The 24,045-nt window shown below is 67.8% G+C and carries 26 protein-coding genes; 10 read left to right on the top strand and 16 right to left on the bottom strand.

The features are described 5' to 3' along the window. Nucleotides 1-55: 55 nt before the first annotated feature. Nucleotides 56-2,509 carry a TonB-dependent receptor gene (locus Q7J39_RS10200; protein ID WP_304823849.1) on the bottom strand — a complete coding sequence of 818 codons (2,454 nt, stop codon included), beginning with the start codon at nt 2,507-2,509 and terminating at the stop codon, nt 56-58. A gap of 138 nt (nt 2,510-2,647) precedes the next feature. Between Q7J39_RS10200 and Q7J39_RS10205 the strand changes: the two genes are divergently transcribed. The 3 genes from Q7J39_RS10205 (at nt 2,648) to Q7J39_RS10215 (ending at nt 5,620) form a co-directional block, all read left to right on the top strand. Continuing rightward, nucleotides 2,648-4,228, top strand: a complete 1,581-nt coding sequence (locus Q7J39_RS10205; RefSeq protein WP_304823852.1) for a tetratricopeptide repeat-containing sulfotransferase family protein — start codon at nt 2,648-2,650, stop codon at nt 4,226-4,228. Continuing rightward, nucleotides 4,225-4,998 carry an MBL fold metallo-hydrolase gene (locus Q7J39_RS10210; protein WP_304823855.1) on the top strand — a complete coding sequence of 258 codons (774 nt, stop codon included), beginning with the start codon at nt 4,225-4,227 and terminating at the stop codon, nt 4,996-4,998. The genes Q7J39_RS10205 and Q7J39_RS10210 overlap by 4 nt, the downstream gene beginning before the upstream one ends. A gap of 214 nt (nt 4,999-5,212) precedes the next feature. Next, nucleotides 5,213-5,620 carry a hypothetical protein gene (locus tag Q7J39_RS10215; RefSeq protein WP_304823859.1) on the top strand — a complete coding sequence of 136 codons (408 nt, stop codon included), beginning with the start codon at nt 5,213-5,215 and terminating at the stop codon, nt 5,618-5,620. 54 nt (nt 5,621-5,674) lie between these two features. Here the strand turns inward: Q7J39_RS10215 and Q7J39_RS10220 are convergent, their stop codons facing one another. The 14 genes from Q7J39_RS10220 to Q7J39_RS10285 all read right to left on the bottom strand — a co-directional run bounded on the left by Q7J39_RS10220 (nt 5,675) and on the right by Q7J39_RS10285 (nt 16,159). Beyond that, on the bottom strand, nt 5,675-6,064 hold the full coding sequence (locus Q7J39_RS10220; RefSeq protein WP_304823862.1) for a hypothetical protein: 390 nt from the start codon (nt 6,062-6,064) through the stop codon (nt 5,675-5,677). A 142-nt stretch (nt 6,065-6,206) separates the two neighbouring features. Beyond that, nucleotides 6,207-6,644: a hypothetical protein gene (locus Q7J39_RS10225; protein ID WP_370690040.1), complete on the bottom strand. Its 438-nt coding sequence runs from the start codon at nt 6,642-6,644 to the stop codon at nt 6,207-6,209. Between the two features lie 18 nt (nt 6,645-6,662). After that, complete coding sequence (locus Q7J39_RS10230) at nt 6,663-7,115, bottom strand: hypothetical protein (protein WP_304823865.1); 453 nt, start codon at nt 7,113-7,115, stop codon at nt 6,663-6,665. Then, entirely contained in the window at nt 7,112-7,708 is a 597-nt protein-coding gene (locus tag Q7J39_RS10235; RefSeq protein WP_304823867.1) for a response regulator, read from the bottom strand. Before Q7J39_RS10235 ends, Q7J39_RS10230 begins: the two co-directional genes overlap by 4 nt. 27 nt (nt 7,709-7,735) lie before the next feature. Next, on the bottom strand, nt 7,736-8,101 hold the full coding sequence (locus Q7J39_RS10240) for a hypothetical protein (RefSeq protein ID WP_304823870.1): 366 nt from the start codon (nt 8,099-8,101) through the stop codon (nt 7,736-7,738). Then, complete coding sequence (locus tag Q7J39_RS10245; RefSeq protein WP_293496937.1) at nt 8,101-8,658, bottom strand: chemotaxis protein CheD; 558 nt, start codon at nt 8,656-8,658, stop codon at nt 8,101-8,103. Before Q7J39_RS10245 ends, Q7J39_RS10240 begins: the two co-directional genes overlap by 1 nt. Beyond that, nucleotides 8,655-9,044 (bottom strand): response regulator, encoded by a 390-nt coding sequence (locus tag Q7J39_RS10250; RefSeq protein ID WP_215338423.1) that lies wholly within the window; start codon nt 9,042-9,044, stop codon nt 8,655-8,657. Before Q7J39_RS10250 ends, Q7J39_RS10245 begins: the two co-directional genes overlap by 4 nt. Further along, nucleotides 9,044-10,093, bottom strand: coding sequence for a chemotaxis response regulator protein-glutamate methylesterase (locus Q7J39_RS10255; protein ID WP_304823874.1), 1,050 nt, complete (start codon nt 10,091-10,093; stop codon nt 9,044-9,046). Before Q7J39_RS10255 ends, Q7J39_RS10250 begins: the two co-directional genes overlap by 1 nt. Further along, nucleotides 10,090-10,968 carry a protein-glutamate O-methyltransferase CheR gene (locus Q7J39_RS10260; protein ID WP_304823877.1) on the bottom strand — a complete coding sequence of 293 codons (879 nt, stop codon included), beginning with the start codon at nt 10,966-10,968 and terminating at the stop codon, nt 10,090-10,092. Before Q7J39_RS10260 ends, Q7J39_RS10255 begins: the two co-directional genes overlap by 4 nt. Continuing rightward, nucleotides 10,965-11,432 carry a chemotaxis protein CheW gene (locus tag Q7J39_RS10265; RefSeq protein ID WP_304823880.1) on the bottom strand — a complete coding sequence of 156 codons (468 nt, stop codon included), beginning with the start codon at nt 11,430-11,432 and terminating at the stop codon, nt 10,965-10,967. The genes Q7J39_RS10260 and Q7J39_RS10265 overlap by 4 nt, the downstream gene beginning before the upstream one ends. A gap of 2 nt (nt 11,433-11,434) precedes the next feature. After that, nucleotides 11,435-13,810: a chemotaxis protein CheA gene (locus tag Q7J39_RS10270; RefSeq protein WP_304823883.1), complete on the bottom strand. Its 2,376-nt coding sequence runs from the start codon at nt 13,808-13,810 to the stop codon at nt 11,435-11,437. A gap of 29 nt (nt 13,811-13,839) precedes the next feature. Further along, entirely contained in the window at nt 13,840-14,211 is a 372-nt protein-coding gene (locus Q7J39_RS10275; protein WP_304823886.1) for a response regulator, read from the bottom strand. Next, nucleotides 14,208-14,516 (bottom strand): STAS domain-containing protein, encoded by a 309-nt coding sequence (locus Q7J39_RS10280; protein ID WP_293496928.1) that lies wholly within the window; start codon nt 14,514-14,516, stop codon nt 14,208-14,210. Before Q7J39_RS10280 ends, Q7J39_RS10275 begins: the two co-directional genes overlap by 4 nt. Then, the gene (locus Q7J39_RS10285) at nt 14,516-16,159 is read right to left on the bottom strand and encodes a methyl-accepting chemotaxis protein (protein WP_304823890.1); all 1,644 of its coding nucleotides are present in this window, start codon (nt 16,157-16,159) and stop codon (nt 14,516-14,518) included. The genes Q7J39_RS10280 and Q7J39_RS10285 overlap by 1 nt, the downstream gene beginning before the upstream one ends. Nucleotides 16,160-16,628: 469 nt before the next feature. Between Q7J39_RS10285 and Q7J39_RS10290 the strand changes: the two genes are divergently transcribed. Beyond that, complete coding sequence (locus Q7J39_RS10290) at nt 16,629-17,822, top strand: acyl-CoA dehydrogenase family protein (protein WP_304823894.1); 1,194 nt, start codon at nt 16,629-16,631, stop codon at nt 17,820-17,822. Then, a complete protein-coding gene (locus Q7J39_RS10295) occupies nt 17,822-18,913 on the top strand; it encodes an acyl-CoA dehydrogenase family protein (RefSeq protein WP_304823897.1) in 1,092 nt (363 codons plus the stop codon). The genes Q7J39_RS10290 and Q7J39_RS10295 overlap by 1 nt, the downstream gene beginning before the upstream one ends. On the opposite strand, the gene Q7J39_RS10300 is transcribed toward Q7J39_RS10295, so the two are convergent. Further along, nucleotides 18,910-19,224: a GNAT family N-acetyltransferase gene (locus tag Q7J39_RS10300; RefSeq protein ID WP_304823901.1), complete on the bottom strand. Its 315-nt coding sequence runs from the start codon at nt 19,222-19,224 to the stop codon at nt 18,910-18,912. The genes Q7J39_RS10295 and Q7J39_RS10300 overlap by 4 nt on opposite strands. Before the next feature lie 165 nt (nt 19,225-19,389). On the opposite strand from Q7J39_RS10300, the gene Q7J39_RS10305 reads away from it, so the two are divergent. The 5 genes from Q7J39_RS10305 (at nt 19,390) to Q7J39_RS10325 (ending at nt 24,045) form a co-directional block, all read left to right on the top strand. Further along, nucleotides 19,390-19,929, top strand: coding sequence for a Spy/CpxP family protein refolding chaperone (locus tag Q7J39_RS10305; RefSeq protein ID WP_304823904.1), 540 nt, complete (start codon nt 19,390-19,392; stop codon nt 19,927-19,929). Between the two features lie 73 nt (nt 19,930-20,002). Beyond that, nucleotides 20,003-20,734: a response regulator gene (locus tag Q7J39_RS10310; protein WP_304823907.1), complete on the top strand. Its 732-nt coding sequence runs from the start codon at nt 20,003-20,005 to the stop codon at nt 20,732-20,734. Beyond that, entirely contained in the window at nt 20,731-22,200 is a 1,470-nt protein-coding gene (locus Q7J39_RS10315; protein WP_304823911.1) for an ATP-binding protein, read from the top strand. The genes Q7J39_RS10310 and Q7J39_RS10315 overlap by 4 nt, the downstream gene beginning before the upstream one ends. A gap of 155 nt (nt 22,201-22,355) precedes the next feature. Then, the gene (locus Q7J39_RS10320; protein WP_304823914.1) at nt 22,356-22,838 is read left to right on the top strand and encodes an NUDIX hydrolase; all 483 of its coding nucleotides are present in this window, start codon (nt 22,356-22,358) and stop codon (nt 22,836-22,838) included. 97 nt (nt 22,839-22,935) lie between these two features. Next, nucleotides 22,936-24,045: an S-(hydroxymethyl)glutathione dehydrogenase/class III alcohol dehydrogenase gene (locus tag Q7J39_RS10325; RefSeq protein ID WP_304823917.1), complete on the top strand. Its 1,110-nt coding sequence runs from the start codon at nt 22,936-22,938 to the stop codon at nt 24,043-24,045.

Consider the following 24,045-nt stretch of genomic DNA (forward strand, 5'->3'; position numbering starts at 1 on the left):
CCCGGGCCTGCAGCCTGAGTCGGGGCGATAGCGCGCCGGTATGTGTGTGGAGCCCTTAGAAGCTCCGCTCAAATCGGATGCCGATCCGGCGGGGCGGCAGGACGGCGTAGAAGAAGCCGCGCTGGTAGACGTTGGCGCCGGTGTCGTCGCTGACCACCTGGTTATAGGCCGGCGTATTGCGCACGCCGGTCTTCACGAAGGTGTCGAACAGGTTGTCGGCGTAGAGCGTCGCCTTCCACATCTCGGCCTGATACTCGACCGACATGTTGTGGATGGCGTAGGCGGGCAGGGTGACCCCGCCGCCCTTGTTCCCGGCTCGGGTCAGGACGTCGCCGGCGGCGGTGACGCCATAGCCGAAGGCCAGGTTCCCCTCGAAGATCGGCATCTCGTAGCGGGCATAGAGGCTGCCCTGGTCCTGCGGAGAACCCGGCAGGCGGTCGCCGGCCGCGCCGGCGGCGTATTGCAGGGTGCCCTGGAAGCCTGGTGCGGTGATGTAGGGGATCAGGTTCGGCGTGCCCTCAGTGAACTCCGTGAGGTTGTGCATGTAGCTGCCGCGCAGGGTGAAGCCCTCGAACAGGTCGGCGGCGAAGTTGACCTCGACCCCCTTGGACTCCGCGTCGCCGCCGTTGATCGTGATCGGCTGCAGGCCGTTCTGAGTGGCGGAGTCGACCTGCGGCTTCTTCCACTGGATGTAGTAGAGCGCGCCGTTCAGGGTCAGGCGCTTGTCGAACCACTGGCTGTGGAGCCCCAGCTCGTAGTTCAGGGTCTTGTCAGGGTTGTACTCGGTCTCGTTGGGCAGGGCGCAGACGATCTGGTTCACGGGCAGGGGGTTGGGGCAGGCGGCCACGCCGTTGTCGCTGCCGATCCGATACCCCTCGCTGATGGTCAGATAGGTCATCACATCGTCGCTGAACTTGTACGAGGTGTTGAACTTGAACAGCCAGCCCTTGTCCTTCTGGCTGACCGTCGAATAGTTCACAACCAGGGCGTCCACCGGGGTCCGGCCGCCTACCGTGGTCGCCCAAAGCGGCAGATCGACACCGCTCTCGACCTCAAGATCATAGGTGTAGTAGCGCCCGCCGACGGTGACCTGGAAGGCGTCGTTGAACTGGTAGCTGAGCTCGCCGAAGCCCGCGGACTCGGTGAGCTTGCGGTTGGTGACGCTGTAGTACTCGACCGAGTCGGGCCGCAGCGGGCCGGTGGCGAACACCGACTTCAGGTAGGCGTCGTAGAAGGGGGTGAACTCCTTGCTGAAGCCATCCTCGGTCTTGCGGTTGTAGTAGGCCCCGACGATCCAACTCAGGGGGGAGTCGCCCTTGGACACCAGGCGCAGTTCCTGGGTGAAGCCCTTGTCTTCCCGCTGCTCGTTGGTGAAGGCGGTGAAGCTCGGGAAGGCCTCGTAACTGTACTCCAGGCCGATCAGCAGGTCGGTTTGATCGCGCCGGCCGTCAGCCTCGTACCGCGAGACGCCTGTCGCCGAGGTGAGCTCGGCGAAGCCGAGATCGAAGGAGCCCTCCAGGGCCAGAAGCTGGTTGGTCACTTCGTTGGGCTCGGTCACCCGCATCAGCGACGACCACTTGTCGACCTTGACCGGGAAGCTGGTGACCCCGGCGCCGCTCACCTGGCGGCCGCCCACCTGGGCGTTCTGGTAGTAGTAGGTGAGGTTCAGGTCGATGGCGTCGGTGGGCGCCCAGCGGAAGCCCAGGCGGCCGGACAGGGTCTTCTCGGTGTTGACGTCCTTCTTGCGGTGCAGGTTGGCGCGGACCGCCGCGGGATTGGTGAAGTCGGGGTCGGGATCTGAGACCCCTACCTGGTTCACCAGGAAGGGCTGATCGATGAAGCCCTGGTCGTTCAGCCAGTCGAGGTTGAACCGAACCGCGAAGGTGTCGCCGATCGGCGCGTTCACGGTGAACCCGAAGTCGGTGCTGGGGTTGCGGCCGTGGGTGTAGCCATAGGCGTCGCCGCGGACGCCGCCTTCCCAAGATCCCAGGCGCGGCCGGGTGGGGATGTAGCGGATCGCGCCGCCCAGGGTGCCCGCGCCGTAGAGCGTGCCCTGCGGACCCAGCAGGAATTCGACCCGTTCGATGTCGTTCAGCTTCAGGTCCACGAACAGCGGGATGTCGCCCACATAGGTGGCCACCGTACCGCCGCCGTCATTGTTGTTGTCGTTGGAGCCCAGGGCCGTGGCGTTCAAGCCGCGCACGATGATGTTGTTACCCTGGCGGGCGCCCTGGTCGACGATGAAGATCCCCGGCACGAAACGGGTGATCTCGGCCAGGTTGTCGAATCCCTGCTCCTTGATCTCCTCGCCGCCCACCGCGGCGATGTTTACCGGCGTGTCCTGAATCGTGGTGTCGCGGCGGGTGGCCGTGACGATAAGCTCCGAAACACTCGCCGCATCACCGGCGTCGGCGGCGAAGGCGGCTTGGGGCGCGAGCGCCACCAGGGGCAGGGCGAGCGCGCTGATCGAGCTCAGCAGCGCTGTTCGCGATATCGATCTTAGGAACATATTCCCCTCCATATACAGATTGAGGAGAGGCTCGGTTGACGGGGTCGGTCGTCTCAAGTGCAATGTTGCGGTGCAGCGTGGTTATGCCCATTCTGGACAAAACGTATGCGCTCGGCGCATGGAAAGAGGGCGTGCGACGTGGCTGAAACGCCCAGTCTGCTGGATTTGGCTGAGGGGCTTATGTCCCGGGGCGCCTATGAACAGGCGCACAAACTTTGTCTTTCCGCGCTTGGCGAGGACGCCGCCGACGGTCGCGCCTGGTTCCTGTTGGGGGTGATCGCCGCCGATCATGACAACCCGCTTCGGGCCGCTGAACTGTTCGCCAAGGCCGTGGACCTGGCGCCCGGCGCGGCCCGTCACCACGCCTATCTGTCGCGCACCCTCATAGCCTTGAACCGACGCCCCGAAGCTCTTGGCGCTGCCGAGCAGGCGGTGGCCCTGGCCCCGACGGATGCCCTGACCCTGGACACCATCGGGGTGGTCTTTACCCGGGCCGGCGATCATGCCCGGGCCCTGCCGTTCTTCGAGACCGCCGTGGCTGCGACACCGGACAATGCGAGCTTCCTCTACAACCTGGCCGCCTCGCGCCAGTTCGCCGGCGACTTCGAGGGCGCCGAGACCGCCTATGCGCGCGCCTTGAGCCTGGCGCCTGGCCTCTACCGCGCCTGGTCCTCGCGGGTGCAGCTGGCCCGCCAGACGCGCGAGCGCAATTTCGCGGCCGAGCTCGAGGCCCTGTTCGGCCAAGGTTCGCCTGATCCGGACCGCGCCCTGCATCTTGGCCACGCGCTCGCCAAGACCCACGAGGATCTCGGCGATCATCCAGTGTCGCTGGAGTGGCTGAAGAGGGCCAAGGCGGCCAAGCGCCAGGTCATCGGCTACAGGCCAGAGCACGACGCCGCCCTGTTCGAGGCCGCCGCCCGGACCTTTACCGCGGGGACTGTGGCCGAAGGCGATCCTTCGCAGGAGCCGATCTTCGTGGTGGGCCTGCCCCGCAGCGGCACCACCCTGATCGACCGCATCCTCTCCAGCCACCGCGACGTCGCCTCGGCGGGCGAGCTCAGCAACTTCGCCCTGCTGCTGAAGCGGGCGGTCGGGACGCCGTCGAACCTGGTGATGGATGTGGAGACCTTCCAGGCCGCGGGGGCGGTCGACATGGCCCGCCTGGGCGCCGACTACCTGGCCAGCACCCGGCCACTGACGGGGAGCACGCCGCGCTTCACCGACAAGATGCCGCTCAACCTCCTCTATGCGGGCCTGATCCACCAGGCCCTGCCCAATGCCCGTATCGTCTGCCTGCGCCGCGATCCGATGGACGTCTGCCTGTCCAACTTCCGGCAGCTCTTCGCCACCACCTTCTCCTACTACAACTACGCCTTCGATCTGGAGGATGTGGCCCGGTACTATGTCGACTTCGACCGCCTGGTGGCCCACTGGCGGGAGGTGCTGCCGGCCGACCGCTTCACCGAAATCGCCTATGAGGACATCGTCGCCGACCAGGAGGCGCAGACCCGGCGTCTGCTGGCGTTCTGCCACCTGGCCTGGGACCCGCGCTGCCTAGCCTTCCACGAGAACACCGCCCCGGTGGCGACCGCAAGTTCCGTCCAGGTGCGCCAGCCGCTCTACGCCTCTTCCGTGGGGCGCTGGCGGCGTTACGGCGAGGGCCTGGCTCCCATGCGGCGCATCCTGGCCCAGGCCGGCCTGGTCGGAGACACGCCATGACGCTGCCCATCGCCGCGCGCTGGTTCGAGCGCCGCGACATCGACGCCGATCTGACGCTGATCTGGGAGCCGCACGTCCACCCGCTGCTTCGCTGCAACATCTGGCGACTGCGGGGGCGGGACGCCGACCTGCTGGTGGATACCGGCATGGGCATCGCCAGCCTGCGCGAGGCCGGGGCCGACCTGTTCGAGAAGACCCTGCTGGCTGTCGCCACCCACGCCCACGCCGACCATGTCGGCGGCCTGCACGAATTCGACTGCCGCCTCTGCCACGGCGCCGAGGCCGAGGCCCTGAGCCAGGGGCGCGACTCCTATTCTCTCGACCTGGCGGACTTCAGCACGGAATCCCAGGCCCGGCTGGCTAAGGCCGGCTACGATATTTCCGATGGCCTGCTGACCGCCGTCCCCCATGCCGGCTACCGCCCCGCCGCCCATGTGCTGAAGGGCTGCGAGCCGACCCGCGTCCTGGCCGGGGGCGATGTGGTTGACCTGGGCGACCGGGCCTTCGAGGTGCTGCACCTGCCGGGCCATTCGCCGGGCAGTATCGGCCTGTGGGAGGCGGCCACCGGCATGCTGTTCTCCGGCGACGCGATCTATGACGGACCGTTGCTGGACGAGATCTCGGGCGCGGACATACCGGCCTATCGCGCGACCATGGAGCGGCTGCTCGGCCTGCCGGTGCAGGTGGTGCATGGCGGCCATGACGACAGCTTTGGCGCCGAGCGCCTGCGGGAGATCGCCCTGGCCTACCTGCGCAGGACCGCTTCCTGAGCGCTGCTCGCACTACCCTAGTGTGCGGCCGCGCGGGCTTACCCGGACCCAGGGATGCAGCGCCTTGCCAGATGGTTAATGAACTCCTTACGGTCAGGCTTCGCGCCTTGCGGCCATGGTGCTCCAAGGTCGGCAGCTGGCGCGAACACGGTCTCGTCTCGATCTGGGGGTTGCCTTGAAGTACATACTGATCGCTGGCGTGGGTGCGCTTCTGATGTCCGCCGGCAACGCTGGCGCGCAAGACCGCTACGGCTATGACCGTCCGCAGATGGTTCGAGATTGCCCCGACGAATCCTATCATCGCCCCGAGGATGGCTGCCTCTGCGACAAGGAAGCCGTCTTCTATCGCCCGACCGGGCCGTGGGCCGACATCCGCGTCCAGAGCCCCGGCGTCCGCGTCTATGGCCGTCCAGTCTATGTCGCCTCGGGCCGCATCGATATCCAGGGGCCGCCGGTCTATGTCGACGCGCCGCCGGTGCGTATCGCCGCGCCGCAGATCTATCTTCACCGGCCCCAGGTCTATGTCCGGCCTTCGGACGTGACGGTGGAGCCGCCGCAGATCCACTATTCGGGCTGCGAGGATGGCACGACCTGCGGGCCGGCGCCTGCGCCGCGCCGCTAGAGCCAAGTACCGAAACGCACATGGGCCGGGCGTAAGCTCGGCCCATTGTCATGTTTAGGGCGTGCAGAATTCCCGCGCTTCTCGCGCGAGGGGCATGTCGCCGGCCGCCAGGGCGGTCTTCACCGCCTCCGGGCACCTGTTCTCACTCAGCAGATGCGAAACCTGGGTTCGCAGGGCGGCGCTGGCCGTCGCGGCGTCCTTCAGCCGGCGGGCTTCCCGGCGGTCCTGGGGCAGGCAGAGCGACATCCAGCCCGCATCCGCGCAGTTGGCGATGAGCCGGGCCTGTCGGCTCGCCTCCGCGCTGTTCGGCGCGGCGGGCCTCGGGGCGGTCGCCGAGGGCGGAAGGGTCGGACTCAGGGTGACGATTGGCGGCGGCGCGTTGGCTGCCCCCAGCAGGGTGACAGCGGGTATGGTGTAGTGGCAGACCCACCCGCTGGACGTCATTTCGCAGGCCTGCAAAGTCGCATGCTCGCCCTCGGGGGGCGGGGCCCCTGCAAGGGCCAGCAAGAGCGAAATCATGACCATCTGCGTCCGGCTCGTCCTCCAGTGCTCACCATAGCCGATGCCGGCCAGCGACCAAAGTCGGTCAGGCGGTCGCCATGTAGACAAAGCGGGCGATGAACAGACCGGCCAGGACGAAGAGCAGCCCGTCGGTCTTCTCGATCCGCCGGGCGGCCAGTTTCAACACCGCATAGGCCACCACCCCGAAGGCCAAGCCATTGGCGATGGAGAAGGTCAGCGGGATGGTGATCAGGGTCAGGAAGGCTCGAATGGCGATCACCGGGTCGTCCCAGGCGATCTCCGACAGCGGCCCCATCATCATGGCGCCCGCCAGGACCGGGGCCGGGGCCGGGGCGGTGGCCGCCGCCGGAATCACCTGGGCCCAGGGGGCGACGAACAGGGTGGCCAGGATCAGCAGGCCGGTGGCGATGGCGGTAAGCCCGGTGCGGCCGCCGACCGAGACCCCCGTGGCGCTTTCGATATAGCTGACCATGGTCGAGGCGCCGGCCAGAGAGCCCACCACCGTCGGTGCGCCGCCGCCTTAGCTGGCGTCGAGGCGGTCGGTGATGGCCCATAGGCCATCGACAACCGACTTCAGCTGTTCAGCGTCCTTGTCGTCCTTGCTCCAGATCAGGCGCAGAGCGTTCACGTGCACGCCGACCGAGCCCCAGTCCTGGCGGTCCTTGGTCCGCAGGCGGTCGGTCAGTTCGCACAGGCTGTAGGAAGCGTCGCACAGGGTGCGCATGTCGAACATGCCGGCGATGTCGAGAACCACCGCGCTCTCGACATAGATGTCGTCGGCCGAGGCGGTCTTCTCGGCGCACATGGCTTCCATGCGGCCGATGGTGACCCCCAGCGACTTCTTGGCGTCGCCGGCCTGAGCGGCCAGTTCGCGGCGCGCGCGCTGGGTGGCGATGTCGGCGGTCATGCCGCCCGGTTTGGCCAGCTGCTGTGACAGGCGGTTCTGGACCTTGATGAACTCGGTCTTGCTCAAATTTGCACCCGTGCAGGCTTCATAAGCATGTCGACTTCGTTCTGATCCATGTTGGGATCGGTGGCGGCGCCGACGTGGGTGGACAGATCGTCCTTGCGGCGGCCCTTGATCCCAAGGGGCGGGCCGAGATTCTTGAAGCGGCGGTCGGGCCCGACATAGTTCGTGGCCTTGACCATCTGGCGTTCGTCCCGGGCCACCCAGAAGATCCGCTGGAGCAGGATCTCGGGGGTGAACGGGCGTGTGAGGATGAAGTTGGCGCCGGAATCGCGGCTCTTCTCGACCATGCTGCGCGGGGCGTGGCCGGTGAGCATGATGACCGGCGTGAAGATCAGCTCGGGTGGCGCGTCGCGGCGCAGCCAGCGGACGAAGTCGTAACCGTCCATGTCGGGCATCTGGGCGTCGGTGATGATCAGGTCGAGTTCCTGATTCTTCACGTAGTGCATGGCCTCCGCCCCCGAGCCGCACTTGAACTGCTTGCGAACCCCGAACCCACGGACCATCGCGCTCAGGGCCTCGAGCGCTTGGGGATTGTCATCCACAAGCAGCACGACCGAGCGGTCGAGGTTGATCCGGATGTTGGGGTCTAGGGCCATGGCGTTCGGGGGTTTCGCTGTGGGGACTTAGAAGAGGTCGAGGTCGCCGGACTCGGCGGCGGAAAGCGCTTCGGCTTCACGCGTCACCTGGGCAAGGCGCATGGCGAGGTCGCCAAGGGTCACGCCGGCGATGGCGTCCGACAGATCGTATTCGCCGCCAGCATGGGCCTGGGTCGAGAGCCGGCGGGTGAAGGTGGCCAGGGCCGCCAGATGCTGGGTCAGCACATCGACGGTCTGGGCCTCATGCAGGGCGATCTCCAGCGTCTCGCCGCGGCTGGCGCGGACAAGCTGGGTGACGAGCATCTCCAACCGGTCGCAGAGCGCGCCGGCGTGTTCCAGCTCGTCGGCCAGGGAGGCTAGGACCCGAGGGGTCTGGGCGGCGGATTGGCTCATCAGAACAGCTCCAGATCCCCATCGTCCTCGACCACCGGAACGGGTTTTGGCGGCGTCTTCAGGCGCGCCACTTCGTTGGTGTCGGTGACGGTGCGTTGTTGTGCGCGGCCGGTGGTCGGCCAGTATTGGACTCGTCGGGCGCCGAAGCCCCCCAGGCTGCCGCCCACCACTGGAATGCCCTCGTCGCGGAGGAATTTCTCGGCGAAGGCGGCATTGGAAGCGCCGACGTCGGAGAGGCCGCCGAACATGCGGGCGCCGCCGAACAGCTTGGCCTCCATGCGCTCGCGCCGCCCGCCGTTGCGCAGCAGTTCGTTGATCAGCAGTTCCATGGCGAAGGCGCCGTAGCGGCGGCCCTCGTCGAGGCCCTCGGCCTTACCTTCGGGCAGCAGGAAATGGTTCATGCCACCGAAACCGACCGCGGTGTCGCGCAGGCAGACCGCGACGCACGAGCCAAGAATCGTCGTCAGCATGACGTCCGGGTCGGAGGAGACATGGTGCTCCCCCTGGACGACATGGACCCGTTTTCCGGGACGATTCGAGACGTTCTCAACGATCATGAAAGGGGCCCAAACACCGCTTCGATTTTTTCTTTTAGGGTCTGCGTCGTGAACGGTTTGACCAGATAATTATTGACGCCGAATTGAACCGCACGCTGAACCAGTTCGCGATCAGCCCGGCCGGTCAGCATGATCACGGCCACCTTCGAGGTGGGGCCGTGGGCGCGGATGGCGCGCAACAGGCCCAAACCGTCCAGCTTGGGCATGTTGAAGTCGGTGATCACCAGGTTCACCGGCAGGCTCAGCATGGCCCGCAGGGCCTCCTCGCCGTCGGGCGCCTCCCGCGTCTGGGTGATCCCAAGCGCGTGCAGACTGGTGCGGATCAGCGACCGCATCGTCTGCTGGTCGTCGACAATCAAGGTTTTCAGGGCGGACGCGGCAGGCATCACACGCTCCTTTGAGACTCGGCCGCGGCCGAGCAGACATTGAGAATGGCCGGGCCCATGCGCGACAGGCCGACCTGCTTTTCCACCGCCCCGATCTCAAAGGCCGCCTTGGGCATGCCATAGACCACACAGCTGGACTCGTCTTGACCCAAGGTGCGGGCGCCGGCCTTGCGCATCGCCGCCAAACCGGCCGCGCCATCACGGCCCATGCCCGTTAGGATCACGCCGACGGAGGGCCGATTCAGTTTCGCCACCGAGTCGAAAAGGACGTCCACGGACGGACGGTGACCGTTCACCGCCTCTGACTCCCGCAAGCGGCAGACGGGATGGGTCGAGGAGACCACCTCCAGGTGGGACGCCCCGCCGGGGGCGACATAGACGTGGCCCGGCAACAGCCGCGCGCCGTCATGGGCCTCGGCCACGATGGCGCCGGAGATACGGTTCAGGCGCTCGGCGAAGCTCTTGGTGAAGGTCGCCGGCATGTGCTGCGTGATCACCGTCGGGGGGCAGGTGTCGGGGAAGTTGGCCAGGATGGTCATCAGGGCCTCGACCCCGCCCGTGGACGAGCCGATCGCCAGGATCAGTTCGCCCCTGGCGGCGTAGTTCTTCTCGCGATCCACGGGGGCGACGGGTCCGGTGTAGGGCCGCACCCGCGCGCGGGCCGCGGCCTTCACCTTCTCCGCCAGGTCGGCGAAGGCGTCATGCGGGCTCACACCGTCGCCTGGCACCGGCTTGCCGACGCAGTCCACCGCGCCCAGCTCGAGGGCCTCGATGGTGATCTCCGCGCCCTTCTGGGTCAGGGTGGAGACCATGACCACCGGCGTCGGACGCAGGCGCATGATCTTTTCCAGGAACTCGATGCCGTTCATATGCGGCATCTCGACGTCCAGCGTGACCACGTCGGGATTGAGCTTCTTGATCTGCTCGCGGGCTTCCAGCGGATCGTTGGCGAAGCCCAGGACCTCGATGTCCGGGTCGCGCTTCAGGGCCGCCGCGATCAGGCCGCGCATGGTCGCCGAGTCATCGACGACGAGGACTCCAACTGTCATCGGCCGCTCCTCAGCGAATAGGTGGTGAGACCCGTGGTCTCGAAGATGTTGGTGGCCGCGCCGGTCACGCGCTCGGAGTGGCCGATATAGAGCGTACCGCCGGGGTTCAGCATGGGCGCAAAGCGGCTCCAGATGCGTTCCTGGGTCGGCTCATCGAAATAGATCACGACGTTGCGGCAGAAGATGGCGTCGAACTTTCCCTTCATCGGCCAGTCGCCGATCAGGTTGAGTTCGCGGAAGGCCACCAGGGCGCGCAGCTCGTCGGCCACCTCCCAGCGGCTGTCCTGGCCGCCCGTGGCGGGCTTCTTGAACCAGCGGCGGCGTAGCTCCACCGGAACCGGGGCGACGGCGTCCTCGCGATAGATCCCCGCCCGGCCTTCGGCGACCATGTTCGGGTCGATGTCGGTGGCCAGGATCTTGACGTCGAGGTTGGCGGCTTCCGGCAGGGCCGAGAGCACCGTGATGGCCATGGAGTAGGGCTCCTGGCCGTTGGAGCAGGCCGCCGACCAGAGGCGAATCTTGCCACCCTTGCGGGCGCGCTCCACCAGGGGCGGCAGGACCACATCACGCAGGTGGTCGAAGTGGTGCGGCTCGCGGAAGTAGCGGGTCACGTTGGTGGTGAGCGCGGCCATCATGGCCTGGCGTTCGTCCACCTCGCGGACGTCCTCCACCAGGGCGCAGTACTCGCGGAAGGAGCGCAGACCGAGCGAGCGCAGGCGCTTGGCCAGGCGCGAATAGACCAGCGCCGCCTTGCCCTCGGCCAGAGCGATACCCGCGTGGGAGTGCAGGATCTGGGCGATCTGCTGGAAGTCCTCGTTGGTAAAGAGGAACTCGCCCTCGACGAGGTTTCCGGTCTTGCTGGGGAAACTGCTCATGCGGCCTCCGCTTCGATTTCCGGCAGGACACGATCCAGCGAGATCAGGCTCACCATGCGGCCCTCAATGGCGAACAGGCCTTTCACGAAGGTTTTCACCTGGTCGCAGGCCACGTCCGGGGTGGGCTGCACCATGTCCTCGGTGACATTGATGATGTCGCTGACCGCTTCCACCAGCAGGCCGAGCGTCCGGTGGCCCTGGTTGACCACCATGATCACGTGACGGGCGCTGGGTTCGGCGGTGGTCAGGCCGAGGCGCGCACCCAGGTCGACGATCGGCAGCACCGCGCCGCGCAGGTTGATGACGCCCTTCATGTAGGCCGGGGTGCGGGGCAGGGGCGTGGCCGTCGTCCAGCCGCGGATTTCCCGCACCTGCATGATGTCGACGCAGAATTCCTGGTCGCCGATCCGGAAAGCGATGAGCTCCCGGGACGGTCCGGTTGAAGTTGTGACGGGCGCGGTCATGCTCAGCTGGCCATTCGCTTTTCGCTGGGACGGGCGGCCGGCTTGCGGCGCTGCGTGGTGACGAGGGCGTCGACGTCGAGGATCAGGGCCACACGACCGTCACCCAGGATGGTGGCGGCGGCCACGCCGTCGATCTGTTGGTAATTGGCTTCCAGGCTCTTGATGACCACCTGGCGCTGGCCCTGGATGGCTTCCACCAGCAGGGCAGCCTTGCCGCCGCCTTCGCTCTCCACCAGGACCGCGACGCCGGAGGCAGGGTCGATGGCGGTTTCGCGGAAGCCGAGGGCCACGCCCACGTCGATCAGGGGCACGAAGGTGTCGCGGATGCGGATCACCGCGTCCTTGCCGCCGATGTAATGCACATCTTCGGTGCGGGGGGTCAGGCTCTCGACGATGGCCGACAGCGGGGCCACCAGGGTCTGCTCGGCGGCGGTCACCACCATGCCGTCCAGGACCGCCAGGGTGAGTGGCAGGGACATGGTGAACTTCGAGCCCTTGCCGGGCTCCGACGAGATGGAGATGCGTCCGCCCAGGCCCTGGATGGAACGGCGAACCACGTCCATGCCGACGCCGCGGCCGGAGATGTCGGAGATCACCTCGGCGGTCGAGAAGCCCGGCAGGAAGATCAGGTTGTCGATCTCTTCGTCCGACAGCACCTGATCCTCGGTGATCAGGCCCCTGGCGACGGCGATGCCACGGACGCGGGGGCGGTTGATGCCGCGACCGTCATCCTGCAGTTCGATGACGATGCGGCCGCCGCGGTGGAGGGCGCGCAGGCGCACGACGCCCTCGGCGGGCTTGCCGGCCTCGGCGCGGCCCTCAGGATCTTCCAGGCCGTGGTCGATGGCGTTGCGCAGCATGTGGGTGATCGGGTCGGCCAGGCGCTCGATCACGGTCTTGTCGACCTCGGTGCCTTCGCCTTCCATCACCAGCTTGACGCGCTTGCCGGTCATGTCGGCCACTTCGCGGGCCAGTCGCGGCATCCGCTGGAACACCGATTTCACGGGCTGGGCGCGGATCGCCATGACGCTGTCCTGGATCTCCCGGGTCAGGAGCTCCAAGTCTTCGAGACCAAGCGCGACGTTGGACGATCGCGCCAGGCCGCTCTCCAGCACCCGCTGGGAAAGCATGGCTTGCTGGATGACCAGCTCGCCGACGGCGTTGATGAGGCGGTCGACCCGGTCCAGGTCGACGCGAATGGTGACGCTTGCGGCCGCGGCGGGCGCGGCGTTTGCGGCTGCTGCTGCCGGCGCTGCGGCTGCGGCCGGTGCGGCTGCGGCTACAGGAGGGGGCGTCGGGGCCGGCGTGGGGGCCTTCGCGGCGGGCGGGGGCGCCACGCTCTGGGCGCGGGCGATCAGCGCCGCGACATCTTCCGCCGGGGCCTCAGGAGGCGCCTCGGCGACGATTTCGGGCGCGGCTTCGGCCGGTGCGTCACCGCCGCCGACGCGGGCCAGCAGCGCGGCGATATCGAGATCGGCGTTGGCCGAGTCGGCGGCGGCGCGGTCGTCGTCGCTCAGGCCGTCATCGGTGGGCGCGGCGACCGAGGGCTCGGCGCCGTCGCGGGTGATGATCAGGTTGCAGTCATCCTCGACGAATTCAAAGACCTCGCGGATGGAGGCCTCGTCGGAGTCGGTGAACAGCTGGATCCGCCAGCTTACATAGGCCTGCTCGGCTGAGAGCTGGTCGAGAGGCGGCAGGGTTTCGTCAATCAGGGTGACGCGGGTCTCGCCGAGGCGGGCCAGTTCGCGCAGCACCAGGCCGGCTTCGTTGGCCTTGGCGTACATCTCCGACTTGGGGGAGAATTCCACGGTCCAGGAGGCGAGCTCGTCCTGCGGCGCTTGGTCCGGGGCCGGAAGCTCGACGCCGGCCTCGGCGTTCTGGGCGTCCAGGTCGATGAAGCCGCCGGGGGCGTCTTCGCCCTCGATGCTCAGGGTGAGGGGGACGAAGCCGAAATCCTCGTCGCCGCCGCCCATGGCGTCGTCGTCTTCTTCCTCGCCGCCGATCAGGCCGCGGAGTTCGCCGTAGGCGCCTTGCGACCGGCCTTCCTCCACCTTCCCGCCATCGCGGGCGGCGGCCACGTGGTCGGCCAGGACGTCAAAGGCCCGCAGCAGGGTCTTGGCGACCTCGTCCGTCAGCTCCATCTTGCCGGAGCGGATCTCGTCCATCACCGTTTCGAAGACGTGGGCGAACCGGATCAGGTCTTCCAGCCCGAAGGCCCCTGCGCCGCCCTTCACCGAGTGGACGGCGCGGAAGACGGCATTGATCGTCTCGTCGTCAGCCTCGCCCGATTCCATGGCCAACAGGCCCTGTTCGGCGTCGGTCAGGAGTTCATCGCACTCCTGGAAGAACGTCTGTTTGATGCTCTCGAACGGATCCAACGGAACGCTCCGAAACGGCTTCTAGAGGGTCAGGCGGCGACGCGGCGAACGGCGTCGACCAGCTTCACCGGGTTGAAGGGCTTCACGATCCAGCCGGTGGCGCCGGCCGAACGGGCCCGCTCCTTCTTGGCCGCATCGCTTTCCGTCGTCAGCACCAGGATCGGCGTGGCGCGGTGCTCGGGATTGGCGCGGACGCCCTCGATCACCCCGAAGCCGTCGAGGCGGGGCATGTTGATGTCGGTGATCACCACGTCCACCTGGCCCGCATTGGCTTGGAGGACTTCCAGGCCGTCCACGCCGTCCACGGCCTGGATGACGCGGTAGCCCGCCTCGACCAGTGCGTGGTTCAGCATCTCCCGCATGGTGCGGCTATCGTCGATGGTCAGTACAGTCTTGCTCACGAAAGTTCCCCTTCCGGCTCGGATTGAAGCTCGGGTCCACCGAACGCAGCCAATTGCTCTGAAAACGCCAAAGACGGTTGATCCACCGTTAAGCAGACGCCGTCCTCGGACCAGATTTTACGCGCAGACATCAAAACCTGCAGGCAGAGGCCACCCATGCGCGTGACCTGCGACGCATCGAGGTCCAGCGGACGGCCGCGCAGGGCCATCAGTTCGGCCCGCAGCGGCTCGGCCGCCTGCAGGTCGAGGACCGGCGCCAGGCTGACCGTCGCCCGGTCCGCGGTCGTTGCGGTATCCGTGGACATCAGAATTCTTCCCATTCATCGGCGCCGGACTGCGGCGCAGGTTTGCGGAGCGCGGCGCCGTCGCGGGCCGAGGTGCGGACCTGTGGCGCGCCGTGTCGGGCGGCGAAGGCGGCGGGCGGCGGACGGCGGGCGGGTGTGGCGGTGGTGGCGTTGCGAGCGACGGCAGGCGGCGGCGCGAGCTGCGCGCCGATCTGGAACAGGGCGACGGACCCCGCGAGGCCTTGAGCTTCCTGGGCCAGGTTGTGGCTGGCGGCGGTGGACTGCTCCACCATGGCCGCGTTCTGCTGGGTCACCTGGTCCATCTGGTTGACCGCGGTGTTGACCTGGGCGAGGCCGACGGACTGCTCCTGGGCGCTGGCGGCGATCTCGCTCACCAGGCCGTCAATCTCGGCGACACGACTGACGATGCGCTGCAGGGCCTCGCCGGTCTGGCCCACAAGCTGCACGCCCGAGCTGACCTGGGCGGTGGACGCGCTGATCAGCGCCTTGATCTCCTTGGCCGCTTCCGCCGAGCGCTGGGCGAGCGCCCGGACCTCCGACGCGACGACGGCGAAGCCGCGGCCGGCCTCGCCCGCACGAGCGGCTTCAACGCCGGCGTTCAGGGCCAGCAGGTTGGTCTGGAAGGCGATCTCGTCGATGACGCCGATGATCTGGCTGATCTGCTGGGCGGAGCTCTCGATCTGGCTCATCGCCGCGACGGCCTGTTGCACGACGTCGCCGCTGGTCTGGGCGTCGCCGCGGGCGGACAGCACCACCTCGGCGCAAGCCTTGGCGCCGGTTGCGGTCTTGCGGACGGTGACGGTGATCTCGTCCAGGGCCGCCGCGGTTTCTTCCAGGGTCGCGGCCTGCTGTTCGGTGCGGCGCGAGAGATCGTCGGCGGCGGTGCTGATCTCATCGGCCCCGGCATGAATGCCGGAGACGTTGCCGGCGATCGCCCCCATCACCTCTTCCAGGTGGCTGATGGCTTTGTTGAAGTCGGCGCCGAGCTTGGCGTACTCGCCGGCGAAGTTCTGCCCCATGCGGTGGCGCAGGTCGCCCTCGCTGAGCGCCTGCAGGGCGCCGGCCAGGCCGTGAATGGCCTTGCGCTGGTCGATGTCCATCTCACCCCGCAGGCCGGCGGCCTCCAGGTGCTGGTGCTCGACGATTTCGTTCTGCACCGACAGCAGCAGGTCCATGTCCAGCAGGGCGGCCTTGATCACCGCGCCGATGGCGTCGCCGGCCTTGTCGCGCTGGCCGGACTGGCCACCGAAGCCCTTGGGCCAGTGCGCCGCCAGGATGGCGCGCACCAGTTCCTCCAGGATGCGGGCATAGCCGCCGATGGCCCATTCGGGCCGGAAGCCGATATTGACGTGAGCCTCGCCGATGGCGCGGACGTCCCTCAGATAGGCCTCGTCATATTGGGCGGAGAGCACGCCACCCCAGCGGCCGATCTGCCGCTGCTGGGCCTTGGCCATGTGTTCGGGGCCTCCGAACACGCTGCGGGTCTCGTCGTGGCGGCCGAGCTGTTCGTAGAAGGCGGCGATGGCCATCGGCAGCGCACGCTCGACGACGGGCTTGGCGTCCACCAGGGCCGCGCGGGCCTTAGCGTCCAGGCCGATGAAGTCGAGGCGGTGATCGAGGGCGATAGCCTTGGTGTCAGCCATGCTGGCGCCCGGCGTTCTGAGCAGCCGCGACGGGCCTCGGTTCGGGGTTGAGTCGGAGACTCGGCGAACGCGACTCTTCGAATCGGGGGAGACTCGTGGGCGACGCCGTGATGCTGTCGCAGAGCGAGGAATACTTTGATGTACTTTGAATGATCATCGTAAGCCCCCTCGTTATCTACTCGTCTGCATCGATTTCTGGGGCGACAGCGGGCGCGCCAAGGCGAGTTCGATCAGACGTCTCAATTGGGTACGGTGTTTGGCTTGAAGAAATGGTTACCAGAATCTTGGCCCGCCTTGGCCGTAGGGGCGGTTCCCCAATAAAAGCCGCGACTTGATAGTGGCCGCGACAATCTGGCGCGCGTGATCGGGCTAAGTCTTGCGAAGTCGGGGTTCCGCGAGGTCAGACTTGCGAACAGGCTCGGACGGTGCTCGCCTGTCCGGAGACAAGAAGCCGCCGGAGGAGGACGCCATGGACCTGAGGCTTACGCCCGAAATGGAGGCGTTCCGCGACGAGGTGCGCGACTTCCTTGACCAGCACAAGGATCGGTATGCGCCAGGCGCCGGCGTTGAGCGCCCCCGGGAAGCGGCCATGGAATGGCAGGCCCTGCTGATCGACAACGGCTATGCGGCCCGCACCATCCCGAAGGCCTATGGTGGTTATGGCGCGGAACCCGACATTCTGAAGTCCCGGATCATCGCCGAGGCGTTCACCGCCGCCGGCGCGCCCCGCGGCTTCGCCAACCAGGGCATCTCCATGTTGGTCCCGACCCTGCTGGAGGTGGGCTCAGAAGAGCAGAAAACCCGCTGGATCGCGCCCACCCTGCGGGGCGAGGTGGTCTGGTGCCAGGGATACTCCGAACCGGGCGCGGGCTCGGACCTCGCCAACCTGCAGACCAAGGGCGTTGAGGATGGCGAGGACTTCCTGATCTCGGGCCAAAAAATCTGGACGAGCACCGCGGCTCAGGCCGACATGATCTTCTGCCTGGTGCGGACCGAGCTGCAGGCGCCCAAGCATGACGGCATTTCCTACATCCTGTTCCCCATGACCACGCCGGGGATCGAGGTGCGGCCGTTGAAGACCATGACGGGGTCGGCGGAGTTCAACGAGGTGTTCTTCACCGATGTCCGGGTTCCTCAGAGCGCGGTGGTGGGCGGTCGCGGGCGGGGTTGGTTCGTGGCCAATGCGACCCTGAAGCATGAGCGTGGCATGCTGGGGGACCCCAACGCCACCGAGGCGCGGTTCGCCGCCCTGATCGACCTGATGAAGAGCGAGACGGTGGACGGCCAGCGGCTGATCGACAATCCGGTGATGGCCGACCGGCTGATGCAGCTTCAGGCGCGGCTCATGACCATGAAATTCAATGGGTTAAGGACTCTGACGGCCTCGCTGAACGGAGAGGCGGCTGGGATGGCCGGCATGGTGGTCAAGCTGCAGGGCTGCGAGCTGAACCACCAGATCGCCGCGCTGGCCATCGATGCGCTGGGCGAGCTGGGGGTGCTCTATGAGGATGGGCCGCATCTGCGCGCCAAGGGGAGCTGGCAGCGGAACTACATGTTCGACCTGGGGCTGATCATCGGCGGGGGCACCGCCCAGATCCAGAAGAACATCATCTCTGAGCGGGGGCTGGGCCTGCCGCGCGAACCCAAGCTGGCGGTGGTCTGATGGATTTCTCCCTCACCGAAGACCAGCGGATGATGCAGGAAAGCCTCAGCCGCACCCTGGCCGAGGCGGCCTCCCTGGACCGGATACGCAGGTTCGCGGGCGATCCCGGCGACCGGGGCGCCGATGTCTGGGCCGCGCTCACCGATTTCGGCCTGCCGGGCATCGTGATCGCCGAGGAGTATGGCGGCCTGGGCCTGACATTGCTGGACGCCGCCCTGATGTCCGAGGCGCTGGGACGGGCGGTGACGCCGGTTTCCTTCCTCGGCGCGGTGCTGGCGCCGCTGGCCCTGCGGCTGGCGGGGTCGAGCGAGCAGCAGAGCCGGTGGCTGCCAAGGCTGGCCTCGGGCGAGGTGACGGCGGCGGTGGCCATCTCCGAGGCCGTGGCCGGGGCAAGGGATGGCGCGGGGGTCACGGCGTCCGGCGGCAAGCTGTCGGGCAAGGCGTTGTTCGTGCCCGGCGGATTGGGCGCGGAGCTGCTGATTGTCGCTGACACCAGTGGCGCCCTGCATATCGTCGAGGGCGGCGCGGCGGGCCTGACCCGCGAGATCATGACCGGCATCGACCTGACCCGCCGGATGGCCGAGCTGACCTTCGACCAGGTCGCCGCCGAGCCGCTCACGGGCGGCCAGGGCGGCCAGGGCGTGCTGGCCCGGCTGCGCGACGCCGGTTGGGTGCTGTTGGCCGCCGACACCCTGGGCGCCTGCGACCTGATGATCGAGAAGGCGGTCGCCTACGCCAAGGAGCGCAAGCAGTTCGGCCGGGTGATCGGCTCGTTCCAGGCGGTCAAGCACCTCTGCGCCGAGATGGCCGCCGAGCTGGAGCCCTGCCGGTCGCTGGTCTGGTACGCCGGCTACGCCTTCGACGCCGCGCCGGAGGAGGCCTCGCTGGTGGCCGCCCACGCCAAGGCCCACCTGTCGGAGGTCTCCCGCTTCATCGCCCGCACGGCGACCGAGGTGCACGGCGGCATGGGCATCACCGACCTGCTGGGCCTGCACTTCTGGTTCAAGCGGGTGGGTCTGAACCGCCAGCTGCTGGGCGGTCCGGAACGGGTCCGGGCGCTGGCCGCCCAGATGCAGGGGCTGACCGCTTAAGGAACGCTGAGCCCCTCGCGCATGTCAGGATGCACCAGGTCGTGCAGCTCCGGCCGCTTGGCGATGTAGGCGTGGAAGAAGGCGCAGGTGGGCTTCACCCAGAGCTTGTTCTCGCGGGCATAGGCCAGGCCCGCCTGGACCAGCTTGCCGCCGACCCCCTTGCCGCCGAAGGCTTCGGGCACGACGGTGTGCGGGAAGGTGATGGTGTCGCCCGCCAGCTGGTATTCGGCGAAGGCTGTCTCCGCGCCGAGCTTGACCTCGAAGCGATGCGTGTCGGTGTTCATGGTCACGGTCAGGTCATCGTCGGCCATGGGGCTCTCCCGAAAGGGGTTGTCGGCGCAACCAAACACGGGGACCCGGGCGGCGGCTAGGCCCTCTCCTCCGTTTCAGCTCTGTTTCAATCCCGAGTTTGTGACTGACATCAAGGCGCGCCCCGGCCGTGCGAGCTTGGATGCAGGTCTCCAAGGAGGAATTCGATGATCAGATCCGCAGCCGCCGCCGCTATCGGCCTGTTCGTACTCGCCGGTCCCGCCGCCGCCCAGCCGCCCGGCCCTCCGCCCGGCATGGGGCCAATGGGTGGGATGCACGCCATGCATGGCATGGGCGATCCCGGCGCCATGAAGGCCAAGATGGCCGAGCACATGGCCCAGATGGACAAGGACATGCACACCATCCTGCGCCTGCGTCCCGACCAGGAAACCGCCTGGCGCGCCTTCCGGGACGCCATGCATCCCCAGGCCATGCCGATGGCAATGGCCGCGCCCAAGCCCGGCATGACCACGCCGCAGCGGCTGGACGAGATGGACAAGAAGGCGGCTGAGCGTCAGGCCGGGCACGACAAGATGGAGGCCGCCACGCGGGCCTTCTACGCCGCCCTGTCTCCCGACCAACAGGCCGTCTTCGACGCCCTGCACCGGATGCATGGCGCCGGCGCCATGATGCACGGGCCGGGGCCGATGATGGGCCGGCAGGTCATGATGATGCACGGCGGCTCCGGCGGTCCGCCCCACGACTGACGGACGCGGCGGGGCGACGAATTGTGGCGGGCGTGCGATAGAGCCGCCACTTTTGGCCTGCACTGACGCTTGCATGACACCCGCCGCCAACGCCTTTGCCGCCCCGCAGATCCTGGTCGTCGACGACGACGTGGCGCTGCGGGGCGCGATCGCCGACTATCTCTCCCAGCATGGCTACGAGGTCATCCAGGCCGGCGACGCCACCGCCATGGAGCGGGCGCTGGCCGTCGCCTCCATCGACCTGATCGTTCTCGATCTGATGCTGCCGGGCGAAGACGGTCTCTCCATCTGCCGGCGGATCGCCGACGGTGGCGGTCCGGCCATCATCATGCTGTCGGCCATGGGCGAGGAGATCGACCGCATCCTGGGCCTGGAGCTGGGGGCCGACGACTATCTGGCCAAGCCCTGCAGTCCTCGCGAACTGCTGGCCAGGGTGCGCGCGGTGCTGCGCCGCCGCGAGGAGGTCCGCACGCCGGGTCCGGTGAAGGGCAAGGCCTGCCATTTCCTGGGTTTCACCCTGGACCAGGTGCGCCGCCAGCTGCGCGCGCCCAACGGGGTGAGCATTCTGCTGACCGCCGGTGAGTTCTCCCTGCTCAGCGTCTTCCTCGACCATCCGCAGCGGATTCTCTCGCGGGACGAGCTGATCGAGCGAGCCCGCGGCGGCGAGGCCGATGTGTTCGACCGCGCCATCGACGTGCAGATCAGCCGCCTGCGCCGCAAGCTGCACGACTGCGCCCCCGATGAAGTGATCAAGACCTATCGCGGCGCCGGCTACCTGTTCGACGCCAAGGTGACCCGCTCGTGAGCGGGGGGGGGCGCACCCGCGCGCCCATCGCCCTGCAGCTGGTGGCCCTGCTGGTGGTCAGCCTGATCGCCGCCCAGGTGATGACCTTCGCCGTCGTGGTGCTGATGCCGCCGCCGCCGCGGGCGGTCTACCGGATCGAGGACGTGGCCCAGGCCCTGAAGGGCGGCTCGCTGACCCCGCGCTTCGGGCGGCCCCTGTTGCGCCAGGTCCAGGCCGCGCCGCCGCCCGAGCCCGCCAGCCAGCCCTTCCCCCGCGAACACGGCGCCTCGCTGCTCGCCGCCCTGCTGGGGGTGCGGGAGGCCGATGTGCGGCTGGCGCAGCATCTGGACTTCCCGAGCCGCCTGCACCGCAGCCTGGGGATTGTGGGGCCTCACATGAACATGCGCCGCCAGGTCCTCGAGGGCCCGGGCGGGCGGCCGCCGCCGGGCGAAGGGCCGCCCCCGCCGTCCGGCACCCGGCGTGACGTCTTCTTCGCGGCGGGGCCGGGCCAGCCGGCCCAGATCATGACCTTCCACGATATGGGGCCGCCGCTGTTGGGGGAGTTCAGCGCCGCGGTGCGCCAATCCGACGGCCGGTGGCTAGTGGTGCGTCCGCTGCCGGAACCCATTCCCAACGACTGGCAGCGCCGGGTCTTGCTTTGGCTCGGGGGCTGCCTGCTGCTGGTGGCGCCGCTGGGCTATTTCTTTGCCCGCCGGATCACCGCGCCGCTGGAGCAGTTCGCCCGCGCCGCCGAGACCCTGGGCCGCGACCCCAGCGGGCCGCTGATGGCGTTGTCGGGGCCTGCCGAGGTGGGCGCCGCGGCGCGCGCCTTCAACGACATGCAGGTCCGCCTGAAGCGGTTCATCGACGACCGCACCGCCATGGTGGGCGCCATCTCCCATGACCTGCGCACGCCGCTGGCCCGAATCCGCTTCAAGCTGGAGGGGGCGCCGGGGCCGGTGAAGGACGCGGTCCTGGCCGACGTCGCCCAGATGGAGGCGATGATCTCCTCGGTCCTGGCCTTCATCCGTGACGCCAGCGCCGCGAGGCCCCGCGAGCGGCTGGACCTGCTGTCGCTGCTGGAGTGCCTGGTGGACGACGCCGGGGGCCAGGATCTGACCGTGGTGGAGGACAGCGCCCCGGTGACGGTGGAGGCTGATACGCTGGGCCTGCAGCGGCTGTTCGGCAACCTGCTGGACAATGCGGTGAAGTACGGCGCGCGCGGCCGGGTGCGGGTGTTCCAAGAGGACGGGCACGCGGTGGTGGAGATCGCCGACGACGGACCGGGCCTGGCGCAGAGCGAGTTGGAGCGGGTGTTCCTGCCCTTCTACCGCGCAGAGGCCGCGCGGACCCTGGACGGCGGCGGGGTGGGCCTGGGCCTGGCCGTGGCGCGGTCCATCGCCCGGGCGCACGGCGGGGACGTGGTGCTGGTGTCCACGGCGATGGGGCTTGTGGCGCGGGTGCGGCTGCCGTTGTCGGCCGCCTGACGCGCGCGACCCCAAGGTTGACACTAGCGAGGTCTAGGCTCGGTAGCGACACATGGGACTGATCGCCCTGTACGGAAGCGCACTTCATCAAGCGGCATTGATTTGAGACGAGGCTGCGTCAGAAGTCGGTTTGGCGCCAGCAGCGGTACGAGGACATGACCAGCCCAACTCGAGTTAGGGTCGTTCTGCTGTCGCCGAGTGCTCGGGTCCTGTTGATCAAGTACCGGAACGTGGGGCCATCCGGCCAGCCGAGACCATGCTGGACGCTCGCGGGTGGCGGTCGCGAGGACGGCGAGACGATCGAACAAGCAGCCGTGAGAGAAATCGCGGAAGAGACGGGGATGGCCGAGGTCCGGCTTGGGCCGGTCGTCTGGTACGGCGAAGACAGTCATCGCAGCGGTGATTGGAAGGTCGTCTTCAAGGAGCATTTCATCCTCGCCTTTGCAGCAACCGAAGCCATCGACCGAAGCGGCTGGACCGACCACGAGCGGCGAGAAATCCTTGAGACGCGCTGGTGGTCCGTCGAGGAACTCCGCATGTCGAACGATGCCGTCTACCCTTTCGAACTGGCGGCCTATCTGGAGCCGCTCCTCGCGGGCGACTACCCCGCAGGGATTTTGATGCTTCCAAAGATTTGAGGGGCTCGCACCAAGTGAACCTCCGCTAACCGACCCGGGCGCCTTGCCTCCGCGCCGAGCGCCCGACATGGTCCGCCCAAGCCCTGGAGAATCCCCCATGAAGACCCGCGCCGCCGTCGCGTTCCAAGCCAAGCAGCCGCTCGAGATCGTCGAGGTGGACCTGGAGGGTCCCAAGGCCTTCGAGGTGCTGGTGGAGATCAAGGCCACGGGCATCTGCCACACCGACGCCTACACCCTGGACGGGCTGGATTCGGAGGGCATCTTCCCCTCGATCCTGGGCCATGAGGGGGCGGGCGTGGTGCTGGAGGTCGGTCCCGGCGTGACCAGCGTGAAGCCCGGCGACCACGTCATCCCGCTCTACACGCCGGAATGCCGCCAGTGCAAAAGCTGCCTGTCGCGCAAGACCAACCTCTGCACGGCGATCCGCAGCACCCAGGGCAAGGGCCTGATGCCGGACGGCACCAGCCGGTTCTCCTACAAGGGCCAGGCGATCGCCCACTACATGGGCTGCTCGACCTTCGCCAACCACATCGTCCTGCCCGAGATCGCGGTGGCCAAGATCCGCGACGACGCCCCCTTCGACAAGGCCTGCTACATCGGCTGCGGGGTGACGACCGGCGTCGGCGCGGTGGTCAATACGGCGGGCGTGGAGCCGGGCGCCAATGTGGTGGTGTTCGGCCTGGGCGGCATCGGCCTGAACGTTCTGCAGGGGGCCCGGATGGTGGGCGCCGGCATGATCATCGGGGTCGACATCAATCCCGACCGGGAGGCCTGGGGCCGCAAGTTCGGCATGACCCACTTCGTCAATCCGAAGGACATCGACGGCGACATCGTCGCCCACCTGGTGGCCCTGACCGACGGCGGGGCCGACTACACCTTCGACTGCACCGGCAACACCACGGTGATGCGCCAGGCCCTGGAGGCCTGCCATCGCGGCTGGGGCGAGAGCATCATCATCGGGGTGGCCGAGGCCGGCAAGGAGATCTCCACCCGGCCGTTCCAGCTGGTCACCGGCCGGGTCTGGAAGGGCACCGCCTTCGGCGGCGCGCGCGGCCGCACCGACGTGCCGAAGATCGTCGACTGGTACATGGACGGCAAGATCGAGATCGATCCGATGATCACCCACGTCATGCCGCTGGAGGACATCAACAAGGCTTTCGACCTGATGCATTCCGGCGAGAGCATCCGTTCGGTGGTGGTGTTCTAG

Source organism: Phenylobacterium sp. (genome assembly GCF_030651185.1).
In the GTDB taxonomy this organism is placed as follows: Bacteria; Pseudomonadota; Alphaproteobacteria; order Caulobacterales; family Caulobacteraceae; genus Phenylobacterium.

Coding starts and splice junctions, on each gene's coding strand:
- Q7J39_RS10260 (WP_304823877.1), bottom strand. CDS start 10,968: ATGAGCAGTTTCCCCAGCAAGACCGGAAACCTCGTCGAGGGCGAGTTC.
- Q7J39_RS10320 (WP_304823914.1), top strand. CDS start 22,356: ATGACCAGCCCAACTCGAGTTAGGGTCGTTCTGCTGTCGCCGAGTGCT.
- Q7J39_RS10310 (WP_304823907.1), top strand. CDS start 20,003: ATGACACCCGCCGCCAACGCCTTTGCCGCCCCGCAGATCCTGGTCGTC.
- Q7J39_RS10325 (WP_304823917.1), top strand. CDS start 22,936: ATGAAGACCCGCGCCGCCGTCGCGTTCCAAGCCAAGCAGCCGCTCGAG.
- Q7J39_RS10300 (WP_304823901.1), bottom strand. CDS start 19,224: ATGGCCGACGATGACCTGACCGTGACCATGAACACCGACACGCATCGC.
- Q7J39_RS10290 (WP_304823894.1), top strand. CDS start 16,629: ATGGACCTGAGGCTTACGCCCGAAATGGAGGCGTTCCGCGACGAGGTG.
- Q7J39_RS10210 (WP_304823855.1), top strand. CDS start 4,225: ATGACGCTGCCCATCGCCGCGCGCTGGTTCGAGCGCCGCGACATCGAC.
- Q7J39_RS10250 (WP_215338423.1), bottom strand. CDS start 9,044: ATGCCTGCCGCGTCCGCCCTGAAAACCTTGATTGTCGACGACCAGCAG.
- Q7J39_RS10295 (WP_304823897.1), top strand. CDS start 17,822: ATGGATTTCTCCCTCACCGAAGACCAGCGGATGATGCAGGAAAGCCTC.
- Q7J39_RS10220 (WP_304823862.1), bottom strand. CDS start 6,064: ATGACGTCCAGCGGGTGGGTCTGCCACTACACCATACCCGCTGTCACC.
- Q7J39_RS10240 (WP_304823870.1), bottom strand. CDS start 8,101: ATGAGCCAATCCGCCGCCCAGACCCCTCGGGTCCTAGCCTCCCTGGCC.
- Q7J39_RS10245 (WP_293496937.1), bottom strand. CDS start 8,658: ATGATCGTTGAGAACGTCTCGAATCGTCCCGGAAAACGGGTCCATGTC.
- Q7J39_RS10255 (WP_304823874.1), bottom strand. CDS start 10,093: ATGACAGTTGGAGTCCTCGTCGTCGATGACTCGGCGACCATGCGCGGC.
- Q7J39_RS10235 (WP_304823867.1), bottom strand. CDS start 7,708: ATGGCCCTAGACCCCAACATCCGGATCAACCTCGACCGCTCGGTCGTG.
- Q7J39_RS10305 (WP_304823904.1), top strand. CDS start 19,390: ATGATCAGATCCGCAGCCGCCGCCGCTATCGGCCTGTTCGTACTCGCC.
- Q7J39_RS10200 (WP_304823849.1), bottom strand. CDS start 2,509: ATGTTCCTAAGATCGATATCGCGAACAGCGCTGCTGAGCTCGATCAGC.
- Q7J39_RS10285 (WP_304823890.1), bottom strand. CDS start 16,159: ATGGCTGACACCAAGGCTATCGCCCTCGATCACCGCCTCGACTTCATC.
- Q7J39_RS10280 (WP_293496928.1), bottom strand. CDS start 14,516: ATGTCCACGGATACCGCAACGACCGCGGACCGGGCGACGGTCAGCCTG.
- Q7J39_RS10265 (WP_304823880.1), bottom strand. CDS start 11,432: ATGACCGCGCCCGTCACAACTTCAACCGGACCGTCCCGGGAGCTCATC.
- Q7J39_RS10215 (WP_304823859.1), top strand. CDS start 5,213: ATGTCCGCCGGCAACGCTGGCGCGCAAGACCGCTACGGCTATGACCGT.